20 protein-coding genes, 2 tRNA genes and 1 pseudogene are annotated in these 18,166 nt (G+C 60.2%); 8 read left to right on the top strand and 15 right to left on the bottom strand.

Features of this window, described 5'->3' with window-relative positions; translation table 11 throughout:
- Window positions 1-69: 69 nt before the first annotated feature.
- Window positions 70-1,164, bottom strand: coding sequence for a hypothetical protein (locus tag RLCC275e_RS01240; RefSeq protein ID WP_003556359.1), 1,095 nt, complete (start codon window positions 1,162-1,164; stop codon window positions 70-72).
- A gap of 594 nt (window positions 1,165-1,758) precedes the next feature.
- Between RLCC275e_RS01240 and RLCC275e_RS01235 the strand changes: the two genes are divergently transcribed.
- From RLCC275e_RS01235 to RLCC275e_RS01220, 4 genes and pseudogenes are all read left to right on the top strand, one after another.
- On the top strand, window positions 1,759-2,331 hold the full coding sequence (locus RLCC275e_RS01235) for a hypothetical protein (RefSeq protein WP_003556357.1): 573 nt from the start codon (window positions 1,759-1,761) through the stop codon (window positions 2,329-2,331).
- Window positions 2,332-2,434: 103 nt separating this feature from the next.
- Entirely contained in the window at window positions 2,435-4,150 is a 1,716-nt protein-coding gene (locus tag RLCC275e_RS01230; protein ID WP_033181537.1) for a type I secretion system permease/ATPase, read from the top strand.
- A gap of 14 nt (window positions 4,151-4,164) precedes the next feature.
- Window positions 4,165-5,589: an HlyD family type I secretion periplasmic adaptor subunit gene (locus RLCC275e_RS01225; protein WP_003556353.1), complete on the top strand. Its 1,425-nt coding sequence runs from the start codon at window positions 4,165-4,167 to the stop codon at window positions 5,587-5,589.
- A 7-nt stretch (window positions 5,590-5,596) separates the two neighbouring features.
- Window positions 5,597-5,860 (top strand): annotated as a pseudogene (locus RLCC275e_RS01220) (transposase); the annotation flags it as partial.
- Window positions 5,861-5,962: 102 nt separating this feature from the next.
- On the opposite strand, the gene RLCC275e_RS01215 reads toward RLCC275e_RS01220, so the two are convergent.
- The 11 genes from RLCC275e_RS01215 to RLCC275e_RS01165 all read right to left on the bottom strand — a co-directional run bounded on the left by RLCC275e_RS01215 (window position 5,963) and on the right by RLCC275e_RS01165 (window position 13,113).
- Window positions 5,963-6,940, bottom strand: coding sequence for a phosphodiester glycosidase family protein (locus RLCC275e_RS01215; protein ID WP_033181536.1), 978 nt, complete (start codon window positions 6,938-6,940; stop codon window positions 5,963-5,965).
- A gap of 215 nt (window positions 6,941-7,155) precedes the next feature.
- A tRNA-Phe gene (locus RLCC275e_RS01210) sits at window positions 7,156-7,231 on the bottom strand.
- 180 nt (window positions 7,232-7,411) lie between these two features.
- Entirely contained in the window at window positions 7,412-7,624 is a 213-nt protein-coding gene (gene yacG, locus RLCC275e_RS01205; RefSeq protein ID WP_003556347.1) for a DNA gyrase inhibitor YacG, read from the bottom strand.
- 32 nt (window positions 7,625-7,656) lie between these two features.
- Complete coding sequence (locus tag RLCC275e_RS01200; RefSeq protein ID WP_003556345.1) at window positions 7,657-8,277, bottom strand: Maf-like protein; 621 nt, start codon at window positions 8,275-8,277, stop codon at window positions 7,657-7,659.
- A gap of 57 nt (window positions 8,278-8,334) precedes the next feature.
- On the bottom strand, window positions 8,335-8,553 hold the full coding sequence (gene infA, locus RLCC275e_RS01195; RefSeq protein ID WP_003545338.1) for a translation initiation factor IF-1: 219 nt from the start codon (window positions 8,551-8,553) through the stop codon (window positions 8,335-8,337).
- A 123-nt stretch (window positions 8,554-8,676) separates the two neighbouring features.
- Window positions 8,677-9,162: an arsenate-mycothiol transferase ArsC gene (locus tag RLCC275e_RS01190; protein WP_171816929.1), complete on the bottom strand. Its 486-nt coding sequence runs from the start codon at window positions 9,160-9,162 to the stop codon at window positions 8,677-8,679.
- Window positions 9,159-9,632, bottom strand: coding sequence for a UPF0262 family protein (locus tag RLCC275e_RS01185; RefSeq protein WP_003556341.1), 474 nt, complete (start codon window positions 9,630-9,632; stop codon window positions 9,159-9,161). The genes RLCC275e_RS01190 and RLCC275e_RS01185 overlap by 4 nt, the downstream gene beginning before the upstream one ends.
- Before the next feature lie 4 nt (window positions 9,633-9,636).
- Window positions 9,637-10,935, bottom strand: a complete 1,299-nt coding sequence (gene hisD / locus RLCC275e_RS01180; protein WP_033181535.1) for a histidinol dehydrogenase — start codon at window positions 10,933-10,935, stop codon at window positions 9,637-9,639.
- A gap of 55 nt (window positions 10,936-10,990) precedes the next feature.
- Window positions 10,991-11,422, bottom strand: coding sequence for a DUF2948 family protein (locus tag RLCC275e_RS01175; RefSeq protein WP_003556337.1), 432 nt, complete (start codon window positions 11,420-11,422; stop codon window positions 10,991-10,993).
- 96 nt (window positions 11,423-11,518) lie between these two features.
- Window positions 11,519-12,811, bottom strand: a complete 1,293-nt coding sequence (murA, locus tag RLCC275e_RS01170) for a UDP-N-acetylglucosamine 1-carboxyvinyltransferase (protein WP_033181534.1) — start codon at window positions 12,809-12,811, stop codon at window positions 11,519-11,521.
- A 107-nt stretch (window positions 12,812-12,918) separates the two neighbouring features.
- Window positions 12,919-13,113 (bottom strand): hypothetical protein, encoded by a 195-nt coding sequence (locus tag RLCC275e_RS01165; RefSeq protein WP_025393091.1) that lies wholly within the window; start codon window positions 13,111-13,113, stop codon window positions 12,919-12,921.
- A gap of 153 nt (window positions 13,114-13,266) precedes the next feature.
- On the opposite strand from RLCC275e_RS01165, the gene RLCC275e_RS01160 reads away from it, so the two are divergent.
- Window positions 13,267-13,341, top strand: a tRNA-Thr gene (locus tag RLCC275e_RS01160).
- A 263-nt stretch (window positions 13,342-13,604) separates the two neighbouring features.
- Here the strand turns inward: RLCC275e_RS01160 and RLCC275e_RS01155 are convergent.
- Window positions 13,605-14,048, bottom strand: coding sequence for a hypothetical protein (locus RLCC275e_RS01155; protein WP_033181533.1), 444 nt, complete (start codon window positions 14,046-14,048; stop codon window positions 13,605-13,607).
- Between the two features lie 261 nt (window positions 14,049-14,309).
- Here RLCC275e_RS01155 and RLCC275e_RS01150 point away from each other — a divergent pair, with 261 nt between their 5' ends.
- Window positions 14,310-14,552, top strand: coding sequence for a DUF982 domain-containing protein (locus tag RLCC275e_RS01150; RefSeq protein WP_003545294.1), 243 nt, complete (start codon window positions 14,310-14,312; stop codon window positions 14,550-14,552).
- A gap of 306 nt (window positions 14,553-14,858) precedes the next feature.
- Here the strand turns inward: RLCC275e_RS01150 and RLCC275e_RS01145 are convergent, their stop codons facing one another.
- Both RLCC275e_RS01145 and RLCC275e_RS01140 read right to left on the bottom strand, forming a co-directional pair.
- The gene (locus tag RLCC275e_RS01145) at window positions 14,859-15,122 is read right to left on the bottom strand and encodes a hypothetical protein (RefSeq protein ID WP_033181532.1); all 264 of its coding nucleotides are present in this window, start codon (window positions 15,120-15,122) and stop codon (window positions 14,859-14,861) included.
- 172 nt (window positions 15,123-15,294) lie between these two features.
- Entirely contained in the window at window positions 15,295-15,555 is a 261-nt protein-coding gene (locus RLCC275e_RS01140) for a BON domain-containing protein (protein ID WP_033181531.1), read from the bottom strand.
- A gap of 178 nt (window positions 15,556-15,733) precedes the next feature.
- Between RLCC275e_RS01140 and RLCC275e_RS01135 the strand changes: the two genes are divergently transcribed.
- The gene (locus RLCC275e_RS01135; protein WP_033181796.1) at window positions 15,734-16,000 is read left to right on the top strand and encodes a hypothetical protein; all 267 of its coding nucleotides are present in this window, start codon (window positions 15,734-15,736) and stop codon (window positions 15,998-16,000) included.
- Window positions 16,001-16,104: 104 nt separating this feature from the next.
- The gene (locus RLCC275e_RS01130) at window positions 16,105-18,162 is read left to right on the top strand and encodes an ATP-dependent helicase (protein ID WP_033181530.1); all 2,058 of its coding nucleotides are present in this window, start codon (window positions 16,105-16,107) and stop codon (window positions 18,160-18,162) included.
- The last annotated feature ends 4 nt before the right edge of the window (window positions 18,163-18,166 follow it).

Here is an 18,166-nt window from a genome sequence, read left to right as displayed (position 1 = left end):
CTACCCGCTGGAGAATGATGCCGAAAAGTGTGAGTGGTTTTCGGCGACCCGGCCTAAAATCATCCTGCTCTAGCTATGCATGAAGGCCAGAATGTCGTCTACGAGCGCCGAATGGGCGTCGGTGAGGTTGCCTTCTCCGCCGTGGCCGGCGATGCCGGCCAACTGGAGCGCATGTTGGTCATAGAGAACATGATCGATCTGTTGGGCGTCCGCCGTCCCGCCGGCGGGAACGGCAATGTTGATGGGATGGAAATAGCCGAAATTGACATCGACCATGCTGCCGGTTGACGATCCGACCCCGTCACCGCCACCGCCGAGCGCATGGTTGCCGGTGAAAATCGTGTCTGACGACAGGTTGAAGCCACCGCCATTGCCGCCGATGCCTGCGATCTGTACAGCGCCCTGATCGAAAATGACATTGTTTGTCTGATGGGCCTCCGCCGCGCCGCCCGCGGCGCCGATGGCGATGTTGATCGGTGAGAAGATGGCGATACTCACGTCGACCATAGTGCCGACGAAATATCCATCGCCGCCATGACCCGCATAAAAGTCGCCGGTCAATGTCAGCGCAGTTCCTGGGCTCATCGACGGGCCATGGCTCGCGACGTTATGGTCTCCGCCCGAGCCGCCCATGCCGCCGATCTGGGTTGCGCCCTGCAGGAACAGGGCGTTATTCGATTGCTCAGCGTGAGCCGTCGCGCCGGGGCCTGCAGCCACGGCAGTATTCACGGGGGCAAACAGCGCGACTTCGGTGCTGACGAGTCCGCCGTAGAAAAGCCCATTGCCCCCGCTGCCGGCATGATTGGCGCCATCGCCGCCGCCGATGGCAACATTGCCGCTTCCGCCATTCCCGCCTATTCCGGCCATTTCGGTGGGATGCTGATTGATCAGCGCATCATTGCCCTGGAAGGCATCGGCGCCCGAATGAGGTCCCGCAATAGCGGCATTGGACGGCATGAAGACGGCCAACGCGTTGCTGCTGATCACGCCTTCGCTTATCCCATCGCCACCGCTGCCGGCTGAATTAGAGCTTGGACCAGAAGCGACATCCAATGGAAGCCAAGTCGGCACCAGCGCCAGATGCCCCGCGGCCACATTGGAGGCGAGGTGTTGATCGGTGCCCGCCTTGGGCAAGTCTTCCAATAAGGAACGAGTTTCCGCCATTACCGTCTCCATCCGCGGTCAACCGCACGTCCACCGAGCGTGCGGCGCCATGCAGCCTGAATTGTTCAGGCATTGTGCATCTGAACGTCAGAAAAGCAGAGCCTGCAATTCGTCTACATCCCGTCGGCTAGGACTGTAGCCATTTGGCTGTCATGACCGCAGCGCCCGTTGTGCGAGTTTGCGAGCACTCAATCCGCTTTCGGATTAGAGGTCCCGCATCTTTCGCGCGATTGCACATAAACGTTTTTTGAGACCCGGACAGATCGTCTTTGCCAAGCGCTACCTGATCAGAACCCCGGAATACAGCCGGTTCGCTATGGGGCGGCCTCTTCAAAAAGGCGGCGTCGCTTCGGCGAGAGATCATGACCATTCCATCCCACGCCAAATTACTTCGTACTAATCCAAAATAACTTTCCGGCACCTTCAAGTATACATTCGAAGGAATGTCACCGAATATCCGGGTAGCCCATAGATTAAATCGCAGGCAATATTCTCTCGCGGTTGTATTGGCTGGCGGTGACATCTGAATACCCACGCCGTAAGGGGACGCCGTAAAAGGAACACGGACGAAACGAAGTAGAAGGAGCGAAATCAATGCCTATTCCACAAATATCTGACACGATTCAACTCCACAACCCGGATGCGGGTGACGCGAATGCCGGCAACGGCGGTGACGGCCACAACGATGGGAACATTAACTACAACCCGGTTGCGTATGTGAACCCGGTACAAACGGTCGACGGGGCAGATACCCATCTGCACAACGGCGATCATGTTTGGCAGACGGCAGATTGGGACGCCGGCGGTGGCGGACCCGGTGGCTTCAGCCAGGCCCAGAACGGCTTCCTGGCATCGCTCACCAGCGGCGCCGGCGGCGCGGGCGGAAACGCTCACTCCAACGGTGATCAGGGAAACACGAGCGGCGGTGACACGGCTACGGTGAATGCGGCTACGACCGCGACACAATATACGCAGCTCGTGGCCGATCAGCATGCCACCATCCTCGCAGGCGTCGGCGGCAACGGCGGTAATGGCAACCAGGCTCTCGGCGGCGACATCTCGTCAGCATTGGTTCACTCGGACCCTGAAACGACGACGGTGAACAATGATATGGATCATTTCATAAACGCCTTCGGCCATATCGACGTCAGCCATCTCGGCTCATGAACTCAGACTCTGAGGGTCGCCGGTTTCGGCTGGCGACCCTCCTGAATTGCTGAACCAGCACGCAGTCTTTTCTCGTCAGTATCCAATGCAGCGAGATCTGGTAATGACAACGATTTCCATAAAGCCACCGCGCCCGCCGACGCAGCTTGTTGTTGCGCTCCGGGCTTGTGCCGGAGCCTTCGGGTTGGTCTTCCTCTACAGCTGCGGCTACAATCTCTTTCTTCTCGCGCCTTCCATCTATCTCCTGCAGATCTATGACAGGGTCCTGTCGAGCCGAAGCGCCGACACGCTGCTGATGCTGACGATGATCATCGCCATCGCCGTGGTGGTCGGGTCCACGCTGGATATCGTACGCAGGGCAGCTCTTTCGCGCATCGGCAGCTGGCTGGACCACAGGCTGCGGCCCCTGGTGCTGACAGCATCGTTCGAATATGCCGCTCGCGCCGATACTGGAGGCGCCACGGAATGCTACAGGGACCTGGCCGCACTACGCCAGTTCCTCGATTCACCGGCTAGCTCGCTCTTTTTTGATGTTCCCTGGGCACCGGTATTCCTGTTCCTGCTCTTTCTTGTTCATCCGCTGCTTGGGACCATCGGTCTTCTGAGCGCAGTTGCACTTCTGCTGTTTGCGGTCATGACGGAACTGGCGACGCGCGAGCCGCTTGCCCACGCCAATCTTGCTCTTTCGAGGAGCTATATCCGATTTACGACCGCCCTCAAAAATATCGAGGTGATCCGGGCAATGGGCATGCAGGACGGCGCAGCGCTGATCGTCTATCGCGACGCGGAAATGGCAAGAAGGGCGCAGGACATCGCGATGCATCGGACGGAGATCATTCTTGGTTTCTCCAAATCGATCCGCACACTGGCGCAGATCCTCATGATGGGATCGGCGACGTGGCTGGTGCTCGCGAACAATGGCAGTGCTGGAATCATCTTCGTTGCGAGCCTGCTGCTCGGGCGCGGGCTTGCACCAATCGAGGGCGCAATAGGGGCGTGGCGCTCCTTTACGTTTGCGCGCAATGCCTTCAATCGCTTGAACAGAATGCTGATATCAGTTGCATCTGAACACGATGCCCGAATGGTGCCGCTACCGGAACCCAATGGCCTCGTTCTCGATAACGTCAGCTATATCAAGCCATTCGGCAATCGGCCGATATTGACAGGCATCACATTGCGCCTCGCGCCCGGCGATTGCATAGCGCTCATCGGTCCGTCGGGATCAGGGAAATCGACACTCGGTCGCGTCATAGCAGGCGTTGTGCAAGCAACGAGCGGATGCGCTCTTCTTGGTGGAGTGGATATATCGGCTCTGCGCCTTTGTGGCGGGACCCGCCACGTCGGATATCTGCCACAAGACATCGAACTTTTCGGCGGAGCGATCAAGGATGTGATCGGCCGGCTGGATGGAGGAGACCCCGGCAAGGCGATCGACGCCGCGAAGCTGGTTGGATTGCACGACGCGATCATGCGGCTGCCCCAGGGCTACGAGACCGATATCGGTGAAGGTGGAAACCTGCTCCTTCGAGCGCAGCGCCAACAACTGGGCTTGGCACGGGCGGCCTATGGAAATCCGTCTCTGATCGTTCTCGACGATCCGAATTCGAGCCTGGATTATGACGGCGAACGCATGCTGTTCACGGCAATCGAGCGCATGAAATCCAGGGGGATGACCGTCGTTATCATAACTCACCGGATGGGGATCCTGCCAGTCACCAACAAGATTGCCATCATGCGTGACGGGACTGTGGCTGCCGTCGGCGACAGCGAGCGGATTTACGAAACCTATCTTCAACCACCGTCTCGAACAGGAACATAGGGAGAAACGCTGCCATGGCCCTTGTTCAACTGGATGCAACGCCGGCGAAATTTTCAAATTCGCCAAGGACGGGTCGGCGGTTGGCCAAGCAACAGACGGCCTATTTGCCGGTGATCGAGTCGAAACAGCGCGGACCCGCCCCCCCTTCGCCGATGCCGGGGCTCAGAGGTGTTGTCTGGACGGGGAACCTGTTGATCCTGGTCTTCATCGTCGGATTGGGAATCTGGTCGGTCATGGCGCCGCTGAAAAGCGCTGCGATCGCATCCGGCGTTGTCGAACCGGAGTCCAGCCGCAAGACCATTCAGCATCTGGAAGGCGGGATTGTCCGACGGATACTCGTTAAAAACGGCGATGCGGTCATGGGCGGACAAATCGTGATAGAGCTCGACGATACGAAGTCCCGCTCGGAGCGCGACAGCATTCAAGGGCAACTTTGGGACGCCGAAGGAAGCCGCGCCCGCCTGCTTGCGGAGCAGACGGGCGGCGACCATGTCGCCTATCCTGAGGATCTCAGGGCAGCAATGGACAAATACCCCACGGTCAGCGCAATTCTGATCGGGCAACAGAAAATCTTCGAAGCCCGTCGCCGGGTCATGCAGGCCGAAATTCAGATCGCCAACGAAAAGATCGCGCAGGTGCGGCAAGAAATCGTCGGACTTGGCGCGCAGAAGGCGGCACTGGCCGACAGAGCGACAATCTCGCAGGAAGAACTGGATCAGGTTACGATCCTCAGCGCCAAAGGACTGGAAAGAAGGAGCAGACTTCTCAACCTCCAGCGGGAAAAAGCAGACCTTGATGGCCAGCAGGGTCAAGTCGAGGCACAGATCTCTCGTGCCTACCAGGTGATCAGCGGGTCACAGGCCGATCTCGCAAAGCTTGAGAGCGACCGGTTGAGCGAAGTCGCCCAAGGCATGCGCGATACGGAGAGCCGGATCATGCAACTGCGCGAGCGTTTGCGGGCGATCGACGACCAACTCTCAAGGACCGATATCCGTGCTCCCGAAGATGGAACAATCATGAACCTGCGCATCCACACATCAGGTGGGGTGATCGGCGCGGGTGAACCGCTCGTCGACCTTCTGCCACGCTCCGATCGCCTTGTCGTGTCTGCCCACGTCAGACCGGAAGACATCAATCTCGTCCATGCCGGGCTCGAGGCACAGGTTCACCTCCTTCCATATAATCAGCGGCGCGTGCCACTCCTGAAAGGTCGAGTGGAGTATGTATCAGCGGACCGTCTCACCGATCCGCAGAGCGGCCAGCCCTACTTTGCCGCGACGATCCGTGTAACGGACGAGCGGTTGGCGAAGATGAAAGATGTCGAACTGGTCGCGGGCATGCCCGCGCAGACACTGATCGAAACGGGCAAAAGCAGCGTGGCGCTCTATGCCGTCAGACCACTCCTCGACAGTTTCAACAGAGCATTTCGCGAGGACTGAGGCGGTGATGGGCAAGCGAAAATTCGACGACGACCAGATTACCGGTATTCTGAAGGAGCACCAAGCCGGAGTGACAGTGGCAGATGTTTGCCACAAGCACGGTATCAGCGAGCCGACCTTCTATCGGTGGCAATCCTTGCAGTTCGGGAATGTCGGTCTCCATGCCAAAAGGTTGAGAGCACTGGAGGAAGAGAACCAGAAGCTCAAGAAGCTTTTGGCCGAATCCATGCTCTCGGCGGCAACACTGAGCGAGATGCTGGCGAAGACATTGAAAGGGCGACACTAACTTCTGAACACAGGGGTTTGTTGGCCGCCTTCAGGCCCCCCATATCGGGAGCCCGGCATTCTCATCTCGGACTTGCGGTTCCTTTCACTATTTGTGCTCGACGGTCAAAACCATTGGCATGGCCCAGGTGGCCTGAGGAATCGGCCAGCGCAGCAATCTGACGTTGTCGTCGTCGACCTGCGCCTCCCATCGCGCATAAAATTTCTGGCTATACCCGTTCAATCGGACGCTGCGGTGCGCGAGGGGTCCGCCGTCGAGGTTAAGGGCTACTTTGAGATCAAGTGGCGACGCCTTGAGAAATTCCGCTAACCGATCGAGAGAAAAGAACGCCTCCTTTGTGGTGCCGATCACGATACGGCCTGAGCCATCCTTAGCGACGAAGGTTCGATTGGCCAGCCAGCGGCTTTTCACATTCACATGGGTTTGCCCGTCATTGCCAATCAGCAGTGGATAGGAAACCATGGCATTCCTCGCGCCCGCAAAGGCACTTGCCCAATCTTGATGGGTCAGATCACGGATATCAGCGGAGTTTGCGTCTGCAAAGAAAGCGCCGGCCTTCGCATCATACTGCTGCGGTCCCATTGCAACGCCCTCACTGATGAAGGGCGTGTCGGGCCGGCCATGCATGTCGTAATAGCTGCCGTTGACGATCAGCACGGCCTTGGGCAAGGCGTGCTCCCATTCGTCAATGCCCGCATCACCCTTGGGCGCATTGTGGACGACGAAGCGGAAGCGCGCCGGATCAATCCTGCTGAGGAAAATGCGATCGACTTCACGACCATCGGCAAACACCGGCAGCTCCGCCACCTCGAAGCCAATTTCTGGTTCTTGCCAGACCAGCGACCCCGGCTGCACGGCCGGGACTGGGCTCTTCAACGCCAGCTGCATCGAGGCCGATAGCCGCTCATCGTCAGGCTTCACGGTGATCCAGTAGGTTCCGCCACGGCGCAATATCGTGTTGAACCCATAGACGCCCGCGACCTGCCAGAGCCAACCGGCGCCGACAACAATCACAACGGCCAAAGCTGCAGTCAGCCCGAAGAGGAGCTTGCGAATTGCTGACATCAAAATTCTCTATAAGCAAATAGTTAGGTTCGGTATGCGACGCGATGCGTTCGCCCTGCGCAGATGCGATTTCAAGTGAGGCTTTTCTAGGACGGTTGTCTGCACGGAGGGCAGCCCAACACGTCCGCCTCGGAACAGCATAGTTCGCCGTTCGCAACCACGTTTAGCGCTTTTATCAAAGCCACAAATTTGCTAATTATGCAAGGAAATCAAAGTGGTGCCCAGGACCGGAATCGAACCAGTGACACGCGGATTTTCAATCCGCTGCTCTACCAACTGAGCTACCTGGGCTAACCTGCTTCCGATGGTCCCTTTCAGAAAAAGGAACCGCAGGGTCTTGGTTCACCCCGGAAGCGAGCGGGGTTATAGCATCTTGTTCGCCCATGGCAAGCGTCAAATGACTCTTTTTTGACGGTCTTGCCGGCTTTGCGGATTCATGAGGAAAAATAAGAGCTTCGCGGGCGGAATTCTCTAGTTTTCGTCATCGGGATAATCAGCCTTCGTCTCGTCGTCGGCAACCGGAATGGCATAGGCGCCGGTCAGCCAGCGGGAGAGGTCGGCCTCGCGGCAGCGGTTTGAGCAGAAGGGGTAATGTTCGCGGTGGGAAGGTTTGCCGCATTCGGGGCAAGGGCGCGTCTTGCGCAGCGGTTCGACCTTGGCGGCCGCTTTCTTGTCTTCAGGCATATCGGTTTGTCCTATGCGATCGGCCGTCGGGCTCAGCCCTCGGGCCACCGGCTATGCACATCGAAGCCTTCGCCGGTCAAAAGCAGAATGGTTTCATAAAGCGGCAGGCCGACGACATTGGTGTATGAGCCCACCATCTTCTGCACGAAGGTGCCGGCGAGGCCCTGGATGCCGTAGGCGCCTGCCTTGCCGCGCCACTGGCCGGAGGCCAGGTAGTTTTCGATCTCGAAACCGGAGAGACGCTTGAAGCGGACCTTGGTCTCGACGATCTTCTGACGGATCTTGCGATCCGGCGTCACCAGGCAAACGCCGGTGTAGACCATATGGTTGCGTCCCGAGAGGAGATGCAGCGAGTTCAACGCCTCGTCGGCGAACTCAGCCTTGCCGAGAATGCGCCGGCCGACAGCGACCACCGTATCGGCAGACAGGATATAGCTGCCCTTCCAGGTGATATCGCCCTTGATGGCGGCAAGAGCCGCTTCAGCCTTCTCAGCCGAAAGCCTGCGGGCGAGCGAACGCGGATGCTCCGATTTCTTCGGCGCCTCGTCGATATCCATCGGCATCAGGCGCGAGGGCTCGATGCCGGCCTGGTTGAGCAGGTCGACGCGCCGGGGCGAGCCTGAGGCCAGAATGAGCTTGTATTTCAGCGCCATGGAACCTCGACCATCGGCAGACGGGAGCAAGAACCCTTGCAGGACCCTCGGGCAAACTTACTTGAAACGGTAGGTGATGCGGCCTTTGGTCAAATCGTAGGGCGTCATTTCCACAAGCACCTTGTCGCCGGCGAGAACGCGGATGCGGTTCTTGCGCATGCGGCCCGCGGTGTGGGCGATGATCTCGTGTTCGTTTTCGAGCTTCACGCGGAACGTCGCATTCGGCAGAAGTTCGGTGACGATTCCCGGGAATTCGAGGACTTCTTCTTTAGGCATATAAGTGTTTTCTTCCTGTGGGTTGAATAGGCAGCGCAGCGCGCGCCTTTAAAATTTGGGCGGAAACTACACAATCAACGCAGGTTTGTGAACCTCGTTGATCAGGCTTTCCTTTATTTGTTTTCATGCCGATTGTGCGGCAATGCCATTTCGTTTGAGTAGCCGGCTTTCGATGAGGCCGGCCAAGTGATCGCGGACCTCGCGATAGCTTTCCAGAATCTGCTCGCGCGTTCCGATTGCAACCGTCGGATCCATGGTCGGCCAGTACACGACATCGACCGCATTCGACCGGGTCAGCTCAAGTGCTGCATGATGGGCCTGCGGTGACAGCGTGATGATCAGATCGAAATAATCATCCTCGAGCTCTTCCAGCGTCTGCGGCTGGCGGCGCCCGAGGGAAAGCCCGATCTCCTCGAGCACGGCATCCACGAAGGGATCGCGCTCGCCGGCGCGAACGCCCGCGGACCTGATATAGGTATTGGCAGGTAAAATGCTACGGGCGATCGCTTCGGCCATCGGCGAGCGGATGGCATTCATCCCGCACATGAAGAGGATGGCGCCCGGCCGCTTTCCCTCCTCGACGTCGGCGGCGCGCTCCATTGCCGTCATCCGCGCCAGTAGAGCACGCAGACCAGCGTGAAAAGGCGCCGGGCGGTATCGAAATCGACCTCTATCTTGCCGGCCAGCCTATCCTTCAGCGTCTGCGAGCCTTCATTGTGGATGCCGCGCCGGCCCATGTCGATCGCCTCGATGCGGCTCGGCGTCGACGAACGGATCGCTTCGTAATAGCTCTCGCAGATCATGAAGTAATCCTTGACGATCCGCCGGAAGGGCGTGAGCGACAGAATATGAGTGGCAACGCCGACGCCTTCTTCGGTGGTAATGGCGAAAACCAGCTTCGAGTCGACCAGCGAGATGTTCAGTCGGTAAGGGCCGCCGGCATGGCCGAGCGGCGTAAACCTGTTCTCCTCGATCAGATCGAAAATGGCGACGGCGCGTTCATGCTCGACATCGGGCGTCGAACGGCCGATCGTATCGTCAAGGACGACGTCGCAAAGCCGGAAATCGCCCTTCGCCATGCCCTCACCTTTCGAGGTTGAGGCGGATCGCGACCGATCGCGCATGGGCATCAAGGCCTTCGGAAACGGCAAGGGCGATCGCCGCCGGGCCGAGGGTGCGAAGCTGCTGGGGCCCAAGGCGCAGGATCGAGGTGCGCTTGACGAAATCGAGCACCGAAAGGCCGGAGGAGAAGCGCGCCGAACGCGCCGTCGGCAGCACATGGTTCGAACCGCCAACATAATCGCCGATGACTTCAGGCGTATGGGCGCCGATGAAGATCGCGCCGGCATTGCGGATGCCGTCGAGCAGCCGGTCCGGATCGACGACAGCGAGCTCCAGATGCTCGGCAGCGATACGGTTTGCCAGCGGAATGGCCTGTTTAAGATCGGAAACGAGGATGACCGCGCCGAAATCGCGCCAGCTTGCTGCCGCCGTCTCAGCCCGGTTCAGCGTCTTCAGTTGGCGTTCGACCGCCTGCTCCACCGCCTTGCCGAATGCGGCATCATCGGTGATCAGGATCGCCTGGGAACTGACATCGTGCTCGGCCTGGGCCAAGAGGTCGGCGGCGATCCAATCCGGATTGTTGTCCTTGTCTGCGATGACAAGCACCTCGGAGGGGCCGGCGATCATATCGATACCGACGGTGCCGAAGACATGGCGCTTGGCGGCAGCGACATAGGCATTGCCGGGGCCAGTGATCTTGGCGACCGGAGCGATCGTCTCGGTGCCATAGGCAAGAGCGGCGATCGCCTGGGCGCCGCCGACACGATAAATCTCGGTGACACCGACAAGCTTAGCGGCAGCAAGCACTGCCGGATTGACGGCGCCGCCTGTGGCAGGAACGGCGATGACAATGCGATCGACGCCGGCGACCTTGGCCGGCACCGCATTCATCAGCACCGAGCTCGGATAACTCGCGGTGCCGCCTGGAACATAGAGCCCGACCGCTTCGATCGCCGTCCAGCGCGAGCCGAGACCGACACCGAGGTCGTCCTCGTAGATATCATCCTTCGGCAGCTGCCGGCGATGGTGGGATTCAATGCGCAGTGCGGCGAGCTTCAGCGCCCCCAGCACTTCCGAAGGCACCGCCTCGACGGCGGCGTCGATCTCTTCAGGCGTGACACGCATCGGGACGGTGGCGTAATCGATGCCGTCGAATTTCAGCGAATATTCGGCCAGTGCCACATCGCCACGGGCGCGCACGTCATCGATGATGGCGCGAACGACGATGTTCACATCCTCGGAGACTTCACGCTTCGTCGTCAGAAAGGCGGCAAAATGCTGCTCGAAACCTTCCGATGCCTGATCCAGCCAGATTGCCAAGGCCGATATTCCTTCTCAACTCGAAACTGCGATGTTCAAACTTTAGGGCGTCATGTCAGCGGTGGCGAGGCTTGGAGGAGGCCTCCCAAGCGCCGCCGATATCGGCCAGCTGGGCTTCGATGCATTCGACATCGAGCGCAATCGAGGCCGTGCCGGACAGCGAAAGCTCGATCGTGCCCTCCGGCCCCTCGCCCTTCTGCTCGAAGCGCAGCGCCAGCAGTGACAGCACCTCGTCGCGTTTGCCGCGATCGATGCCGAGCGAGCGAACGGCAAGCACGCGCTTGAAGACCAGGGCAGCCCGGCGGCGCTCGAAACCCTTGCGCTTGCGCTCGGCACCTTCCCAGACGAACCGATTGGCGGCAAGCGCGAACTGCGCGTCGCGCGGCGACCAGTCGATGTCGCCGACCTTGAAGACGCTGTCCTGCATATGCGCGGACATGATCGCAAGATCCTCGTTATCGAGCGCAACAAGTTTCAGGTCGGTCATTCAGCCTCATCCCCAGCCGGCACCTCCGGGATGGCGATGCGTCAGACAAGGGAAATAAGGCGCGGCGGCCAATTACGCAACCGGGATGAACGGTGCTTATTCGCTGATGCGCTCGACGATGGCGCCGCAGCGGGTCAGCTTCTCCTCGAGCCGCTCGAAACCGCGGTCGAGGTGATAGACGCGGGAGACCGTGGTTTCGCCTTCAGCGGCAAGGCCGGCGATGACGAGCGAGACGGAGGCGCGCAGATCGGTCGCCATAACAGGCGCGCCGCGCAGGCGTTGGACACCCTCGATCTTCGCCGTCTGGCCGGACAGTGAGATCCTGGCGCCGAGGCGGGCAAGCTCCTGCACATGCATGAAACGGTTTTCGAAGATGGTCTCGGTGACATGCGAGACGCCGGAAGAGCGGGTCATCAGCGCCATGAACTGCGCCTGCAGATCTGTGGGGAAACCCGGGAAAGGATCGGTGACGATATCGACCGGCCTGATGCCGGCGCCATTGCGCTTGATGCGCATGCCGTTGTTGGTCGACGAGATTTCCGCGCCGGCGCGGCGCAGCGTTTCCACCGCGGTTTCGAGCAGCGCCACATCGGTATTTTCGAGCACGACGTCGCCGCCGGCCATGGCGACGGCCATGGCATAGGTGCCGGTCTCGATGCGATCCGGCAGGACGCGGTGGCGGGCGCCGGAGAGCGAGGTGACGCCTTCGATGGTGAGCGTCGCGGTGCCGGCACCTGTGATCTTGGCGCCCATGGCGTTCAGGCAGTTGGCGAGGTCGACGACCTCAGGCTCGCGGGCGGCATTGCCGATGACAGTCGTGCCGCGGGCAAGCGTTGCCGCCATCATCATCACATGGGTGGCGCCGACGGAGACCTTCGGGAAGGTATAGCGTGCGCCGATCAGGCCGCCAGCCGGAGCCTTGGCGTTGATGTAACCGGCATCGATTTCCATGGTGGCGCCGAGCGCCGTCAGGCCCTCGATGAAGAGATCGACGGGGCGCGTGCCAATGGCACAGCCGCCCGGCAGCGAAACGCGGCAATGGCCTTCGCGCGCCAGCAGCGGGCCGATGACCCAGAAGGAGGCGCGCATCTTCGAGACCAGTTCATAGGATGCGGTCGTATCGACGATGGTGCGGCAGGTGAAATGGATCGTGCGCGAATAGGCGTCTTCCTGGCGCTCGCGGCGGCCGTTGACGGCGACGTCGACGCCGTGATTGCCGAGGATGCGCATCAGCAGCTCGACGTCGGCCAGATGCGGCACATTTTCGAGCGTCAGCGTATCGCTGGTCAGAAGCGAGGCGATCATCAGCGGCAGTGCGGCATTCTTGGCGCCGGAAATCGGAATGATGCCATTCAGCTCATTACCGCCGACGATTCTGATACGATCCATGTGCGCTTACGGGCCGAGCCCGCCTTTCCTGAAAGTTCTGCCTTGGAATAAGGAGTGAGGTGTTTAGGGGATTTCTCGACACGCTTCAATTCGCGACGGACGGAACATTACGATTCGTCCATTTTTGCGGCGGGCAGCCCATTTGTTTCGTCGGCCTGGCCCGAACGGCGGGCGCGGACCTGCTGTTTGCGTCGCCCCAGATTTTCCCTGAGCTTTTCGGCGGCGCGGTCGCGGCGCAGTTTCGCCTGTGCCTCGATCGCCTGTTTGCGGCTCTGCTGGCCGGTTTCGGTCTTTTCGTTCATGCGACAGGATTAGCCGAATTCGCGCCAATCCAAAAGGCCCGTCATCGCAATCGACGCGAAGTTGGAATTTGCGGCTTGCACTGGCCGCCAAGCTGTGGCAATAGCCCCCCGTTCTCGCGATTGAGCCACACGGCTCGCACGGGTCCTGGTCCTGCTGCCGTAGCTCAGTGGTAGAGCACACCCTTGGTAAGGGTGAGGTCGGTGGTTCAATCCCACTCGGCAGCACCAGCTTTCTCTTAGATATCGGGAAATCACTTTTCTTCCTCAGCGAGGCGGGCGACAACTGGACAACAGTTCGCTGCTGTAAAAGTGTGGACTGGGCGGAGGGCGTTATTTAACGTCACACGCAACATTCCGACTTAGTAGATCGGCGAGACCAGCCCCTCATCCGGCTGCCGCCACCTTCTCCCCGTAAACGGGGCGAAGGGGATATGCCGCAACCTCTCCGTCTCCCGCTCACCTCTCGCAGGGCACGTCCCCTCGCCCCGTTTTTACGGGGAGAGGGTTAGGGTGAGGGGCAGCCATCTGCATGAACCGGACAGCCACGCAGCGCAATCGGGAAGCTCGCTTACTTCGAGATGATAAGGTATGAACGGGGATAACTGCCACAGTTCGAACAGTTCTCCGGTTACCACCATTTCTTCGCCTGGAATCGGCGCGTGGGGTCGCGGGGACACTCCATCATCAATGCCTTCGATATACCAGCGAGGCGCATTCTCCGACATGAAACGGGAAGTGAGGTCGATCGCCGTCCCTTCACCGTGCCGAGGCAGGGTCGCCCGTAAATATTCCCGCTGCAGTCTTGGGATGGCCTCGATGGAGAGACGCGCGAAGAAAGCGTCTTCAGCAGACGGCGCCGTGCCGCCGGCGAGGGCCGGCATTGCCAGCGCGCCGTAGAGAAAAGCAGCCTGGATCAATTGTCGATCTAAACGCATGTCGAGCCCTCAGCTTGCCGAACATGGTAGCGATGGCAGCGCGCCGGCGCTATACAACTTATTTGCGACCGATAAAAATTCCTCTTGGCGTGCGTGCGCACGCAACCTCACCCGCAAGCTGACATTTCGCCTCATTAGCAACCAACGATTCACCATTGCTGACGGCAAAAATCACGCTAGAGTATTAACTATCGCAAAGTCTCCCCGGAGGAACTGGGAGATGCTGCGCTTCGTTCTGTCGACAATCGTGGAGGAGCGTCAATGGCAACTGAAAGATGGAACAGCCCGGTCAAGGTTGGTTTCGAAGGTGCGGATGCGCGAACGGTCAATGGTCCGTTCGATGCGCTGAAGTGCCTGGCGGATCTGTGGCCGAGTATGCGCGGGCTTCGTTATATCAAGGCCCGCAGCACCTGCCGGGCAGCGCTCGATGGGCGCAAGAGCGTGGAAGAAGCAAGAGCCGAGTTTCTGGCGGCCGCCGAAGAGGCGAAGCTGAAGTTGCATTGAACTGGCGCATAATCCTTTCCGAAAATCGATTCCGATTTTCGGGGTTATGCGCTGCACTTCGGCAAGGAATTTCGGGCGATTTTCGCCTTCTGGGCGCGCAAGCGTGCCGGAACGGGATAATGCTTTAATTTTGGGCTTTAATTTTGGTTTAACCCTGCAACAAATGCGTGCCGGGATTTGATGCAACAGGCGTTGCGCCCAATACAGGTGTCTTCATAGAAGATGCCCAGCCATCATGATGATGGTTAAAGGCTCGTACTCTCTGCGGAAACGCAGGCGAGCCTCGTCCGAGCAGGACCGCCTTTTTCAGCAATCCGCGCCGCTCTCATTCTCGATCTCGACATAACCGACGCCGATGATCGTGCCATCTGCCGCGCGAATGAAAGAGGGGAGATAGTGAGGCTCTACCGGCTGGCAGGCGACGGTCCAGGTATATTCGTTGAGGGCGATCTGGTCCTTCGGCAAAGCGGAATAATTCGTGCCGGTTTCCAGCGAGGCATGGGCGGAGCCGGCAAAGACACCACACCCCACTATCAAGGTCGTTGCCCACAGGCGAGGAAGCAACTGCATGAGAGTCTCCAGCGTTTAGGTCCGGCCTTTCAACACGCGAGAGAGCATTTTGGTTCCCTTCATGCATCGCAAAGAGATGAGCGCGCAGATCGGCGGAGCATCTCCTTCACCGGACTTTTATTTGATGCAGGTCGTTGTCCTAAAACCGCTGCACACCTTTAGGCGACATGCATTAGCTTCGCAGCAAGCGAGCACGCACATAGCCTCGGCCGACGACGCCCTCGGCGATCTCGATCGCCCGCTCGACATCGCCCCGCCGGCGCACGAAGCCCTCCAGGATGACATAGGAGCCCGATAGGCTGACGGTGATTTCGCCGACTTCGATATCGGCGGCCGCATGAAGGGCGCTCTCCACCGAGGCGCGCGTCGCCGCATCGCTGTGACCCTGGCGGCGGGGCTCGCCATGCCCCGTGAATGCTGGAAAGCCGAGCACCGTGAACGTTTCCTGATGTTGGTTGATGACTGTTAACGCCGCAGCGACGCATTTCGTTGCGTCCCCGGGAAAAGAAGAGCCTGTTCGACAGCGATACGTGCGCGGTGGCATGGGCACCCCTTGGCGAAAGGCGCCGCGGCTTCCATATCTGGCAGCAGTCGAAAGAGGGATGATGACGATGAAAGCGTTTCTGCCCGCCTTGTTTGCCGGGGCAATGCTTGCCGGCTGCTCCTCGGCCGATACGCCGGCGCTGGAACCCATTCCCGGCAGCATTACCTATGGCGGCCAGCCGCGAACGAAGCTCAGCAAGTCGCCGGTCGGCAGCGCCGTCTACAACCAGTTCTACAACGGGACGGGCCAGCGCGTCGAGGAAACCTATATCCTTCAGCCCGACCGCAGCCTGAAGCTGGTGCGGCGCGAGATCGGCCCGGATTTCCCCGATTGAGGCCTTCGGGGGCCGTGGCGCTTGACAGAGGCGGCAATCGCGAACATTCAAGGAACATCTAATCTTTCCCCAGTGATTCTGCGGGAGCCCGACCGGACGGCTGGATGTATCTCGAAAAGCTCAATCCGCAGCAGCGCATGGCCGTCGAGCACGGCACGCTCATCGACGGCAGCCATATTGCCGGGCCGCTGCTGGTCATTGCCGGCGCCGGCTCCGGCAAGACGAATACTTTGGCGCATCGCGTCGCCCATCTGATCGTCAAAGGCGCCGATCCCCGCCGCATTCTGCTGATGACCTTCTCGCGCCGGGCAGCAGCCGAGATGGCACGACGCGTCGAGCGCATCTGCCGCGACGTGCTTGGTGCGAATGCCGGCGTGATGGCGGATGCGCTTTCCTGGTCCGGCACCTTCCACGGCATCGGCGCCCGGCTGCTGCGCGATTATGCGGAGCAGATCGGTCTCGATCCTGGGTTTACCATCCACGACCGCGAAGACAGCGCCGATCTGATGAACCTCATCCGGCACGACCTCGGCTTCTCGAAGACGGAAAGCCGCTTTCCCACAAAGGGCACATGCCTTGCCATCTATTCCAGGGCGGTGAATTCGGAAACCGCGCTCGACCTCGTGCTGCGCGACGTCTTTCCCTGGTGCGCGACGTGGGAGAAACAGCTGCGCGAACTCTTCGCCAGTTATGTCGAGGCCAAGCAGAGCCAGAACGTGCTCGATTACGACGATCTGCTGCTCTACTGGGCGCAGATGGTTGGCGAAGAAATGATTGCGGAGGATATCGGCAGCCGCTTCGACCATGTGCTGGTCGACGAATATCAGGACACCAACCGGCTGCAGGCCTCGATCCTGCTGGCGCTGAAGCCCCAAGGCCAGGGGCTGACCGTCGTCGGTGACGATGCGCAGTCGATCTATTCCTTCCGCGCCGCGACGGTGCGCAATATCCTCGATTTTCCCGCCGCCTTCAGCCCGGCCGCCAATATCGTCACGCTCGACCGCAACTACCGCTCGACGCAGCCGATCCTCGCCGCCGCCAACGCCGTCATCGATCTCGCCTCGGAGCGCTTCACCAAGAATCTCTGGACCGAGCGGCAATCGTCCGAGCGGCCGCGCCTTGTCACCGTGCGCGACGAGGCCGAGCAGGCGCGGTATATCACCGACATGGTGCTCGACAATCGCGAGGAAGGCCTGAAGCTCAAGCAGCAGGCCGTGCTCTTTCGTGCCTCGCATCACAGCGGGCCGCTGGAGGTCGAGTTGACCCGGCGCAACATCCCCTTCGTCAAATTCGGCGGGCTGAAGTTTCTCGACAGCGCGCATGTGAAGGACATGCTGGCCGCCCTTCGCTTCGCGCAGAATCCGCGCGACCGGGTGGCGGGCTTCCGGCTGATGCAGATCCTGCCGGGCGTCGGCCCGTCGACGGCGCAGAAGACGCTCGACCTGATGGCCGAGGATGCCAGCCCGATTACTGCTCTTGGCGCCATGCCAGCGCCGCCGCGCTCCGGCGAGGACTGGACAATGTTCGTTTCGATGCTGCAGGAGCTGAAGACCGGCAAGGCCGGCTGGCCGGCAGAGATCGGCCTGGCGCGGCAATGGTATGCGCCGCATCTGGAACGGCTGCACGAGGATGCGACGACGCGGCAGGCCGACCTGCTGCAGCTCGAGCAGATCGCTAGCGGTTATGCCTCGCGCGAGCGATTTTTGACCGAACTCACCCTCGATCCGCCGGATGCGACCAGCGACCAGGCGGGCGTGCCGCTTCTCGACGAAGACTATCTCATCTTGTCGACCATTCATTCCGCCAAGGGCCAGGAATGGACGAAGGTCTTCATGCTGAACGTCGTCGACGGATGTATACCGAGCGATCTCGCCGTCGGCACCACCGCCGAAATCGAAGAGGAACGCCGGCTGCTCTATGTCGCCATGACACGCGCCCGGGATGGTCTCGACCTCGTCGTGCCGCAACGCTTCTTCACCTACGGGCAGAACTCGCAGGGCGACCGGCATGTCTATGCCTCACGCAGCCGCTTCATTCCCGCGACCCTGCTGCAGTTCTTCGAAGCTTGCAGCTGGCCGCAAGGAAAATCGGAGGCCGCGCAAGCGCAGGCGCGGCAGGTGCGCATCGATGTCGGCGCCCGCATGCGCGGCATGTGGCGATAACTGG

This window comes from Rhizobium brockwellii (genome assembly GCF_000769405.2).
Lineage (GTDB): Bacteria > Pseudomonadota > Alphaproteobacteria > Rhizobiales > Rhizobiaceae > Rhizobium > Rhizobium brockwellii.
The sequence above is the reverse complement of the archived record's forward strand: the minus strand, read 5'-3'. Positions and strand labels throughout refer to the sequence as shown.

Excerpts from the sequence above, each read along its gene's own strand:
- RLCC275e_RS01240 (WP_003556359.1), bottom strand. The coding sequence starts at position 1,164 with ATGGCGGAAACTCGTTCCTTATTGGAAGACTTGCCCAAGGCGGGCACC.
- RLCC275e_RS01235 (WP_003556357.1), top strand. The coding sequence starts at position 1,759 with ATGCCTATTCCACAAATATCTGACACGATTCAACTCCACAACCCGGAT.
- RLCC275e_RS01230 (WP_033181537.1), top strand. The coding sequence starts at position 2,435 with ATGACAACGATTTCCATAAAGCCACCGCGCCCGCCGACGCAGCTTGTT.
- RLCC275e_RS01225 (WP_003556353.1), top strand. The coding sequence starts at position 4,165 with ATGGCCCTTGTTCAACTGGATGCAACGCCGGCGAAATTTTCAAATTCG.
- RLCC275e_RS01215 (WP_033181536.1), bottom strand. The coding sequence starts at position 6,940 with ATGTCAGCAATTCGCAAGCTCCTCTTCGGGCTGACTGCAGCTTTGGCC.
- yacG (WP_003556347.1), bottom strand. The coding sequence starts at position 7,624 with ATGCCTGAAGACAAGAAAGCGGCCGCCAAGGTCGAACCGCTGCGCAAG.
- RLCC275e_RS01200 (WP_003556345.1), bottom strand. The coding sequence starts at position 8,277 with ATGGCGCTGAAATACAAGCTCATTCTGGCCTCAGGCTCGCCCCGGCGC.
- infA (WP_003545338.1), bottom strand. The coding sequence starts at position 8,553 with ATGCCTAAAGAAGAAGTCCTCGAATTCCCGGGAATCGTCACCGAACTT.
- RLCC275e_RS01190 (WP_171816929.1), bottom strand. The coding sequence starts at position 9,162 with ATGACGGCAATGGAGCGCGCCGCCGACGTCGAGGAGGGAAAGCGGCCG.
- RLCC275e_RS01185 (WP_003556341.1), bottom strand. The coding sequence starts at position 9,632 with ATGGCGAAGGGCGATTTCCGGCTTTGCGACGTCGTCCTTGACGATACG.
- RLCC275e_RS01175 (WP_003556337.1), bottom strand. The coding sequence starts at position 11,422 with ATGACCGACCTGAAACTTGTTGCGCTCGATAACGAGGATCTTGCGATC.
- murA (WP_033181534.1), bottom strand. The coding sequence starts at position 12,811 with ATGGATCGTATCAGAATCGTCGGCGGTAATGAGCTGAATGGCATCATT.
- RLCC275e_RS01165 (WP_025393091.1), bottom strand. The coding sequence starts at position 13,113 with ATGAACGAAAAGACCGAAACCGGCCAGCAGAGCCGCAAACAGGCGATC.
- RLCC275e_RS01155 (WP_033181533.1), bottom strand. The coding sequence starts at position 14,048 with ATGCGTTTAGATCGACAATTGATCCAGGCTGCTTTTCTCTACGGCGCG.
- RLCC275e_RS01150 (WP_003545294.1), top strand. The coding sequence starts at position 14,310 with ATGGCAACTGAAAGATGGAACAGCCCGGTCAAGGTTGGTTTCGAAGGT.
- RLCC275e_RS01145 (WP_033181532.1), bottom strand. The coding sequence starts at position 15,122 with ATGCAGTTGCTTCCTCGCCTGTGGGCAACGACCTTGATAGTGGGGTGT.
- RLCC275e_RS01135 (WP_033181796.1), top strand. The coding sequence starts at position 15,734 with ATGAAAGCGTTTCTGCCCGCCTTGTTTGCCGGGGCAATGCTTGCCGGC.
- RLCC275e_RS01130 (WP_033181530.1), top strand. The coding sequence starts at position 16,105 with ATGTATCTCGAAAAGCTCAATCCGCAGCAGCGCATGGCCGTCGAGCAC.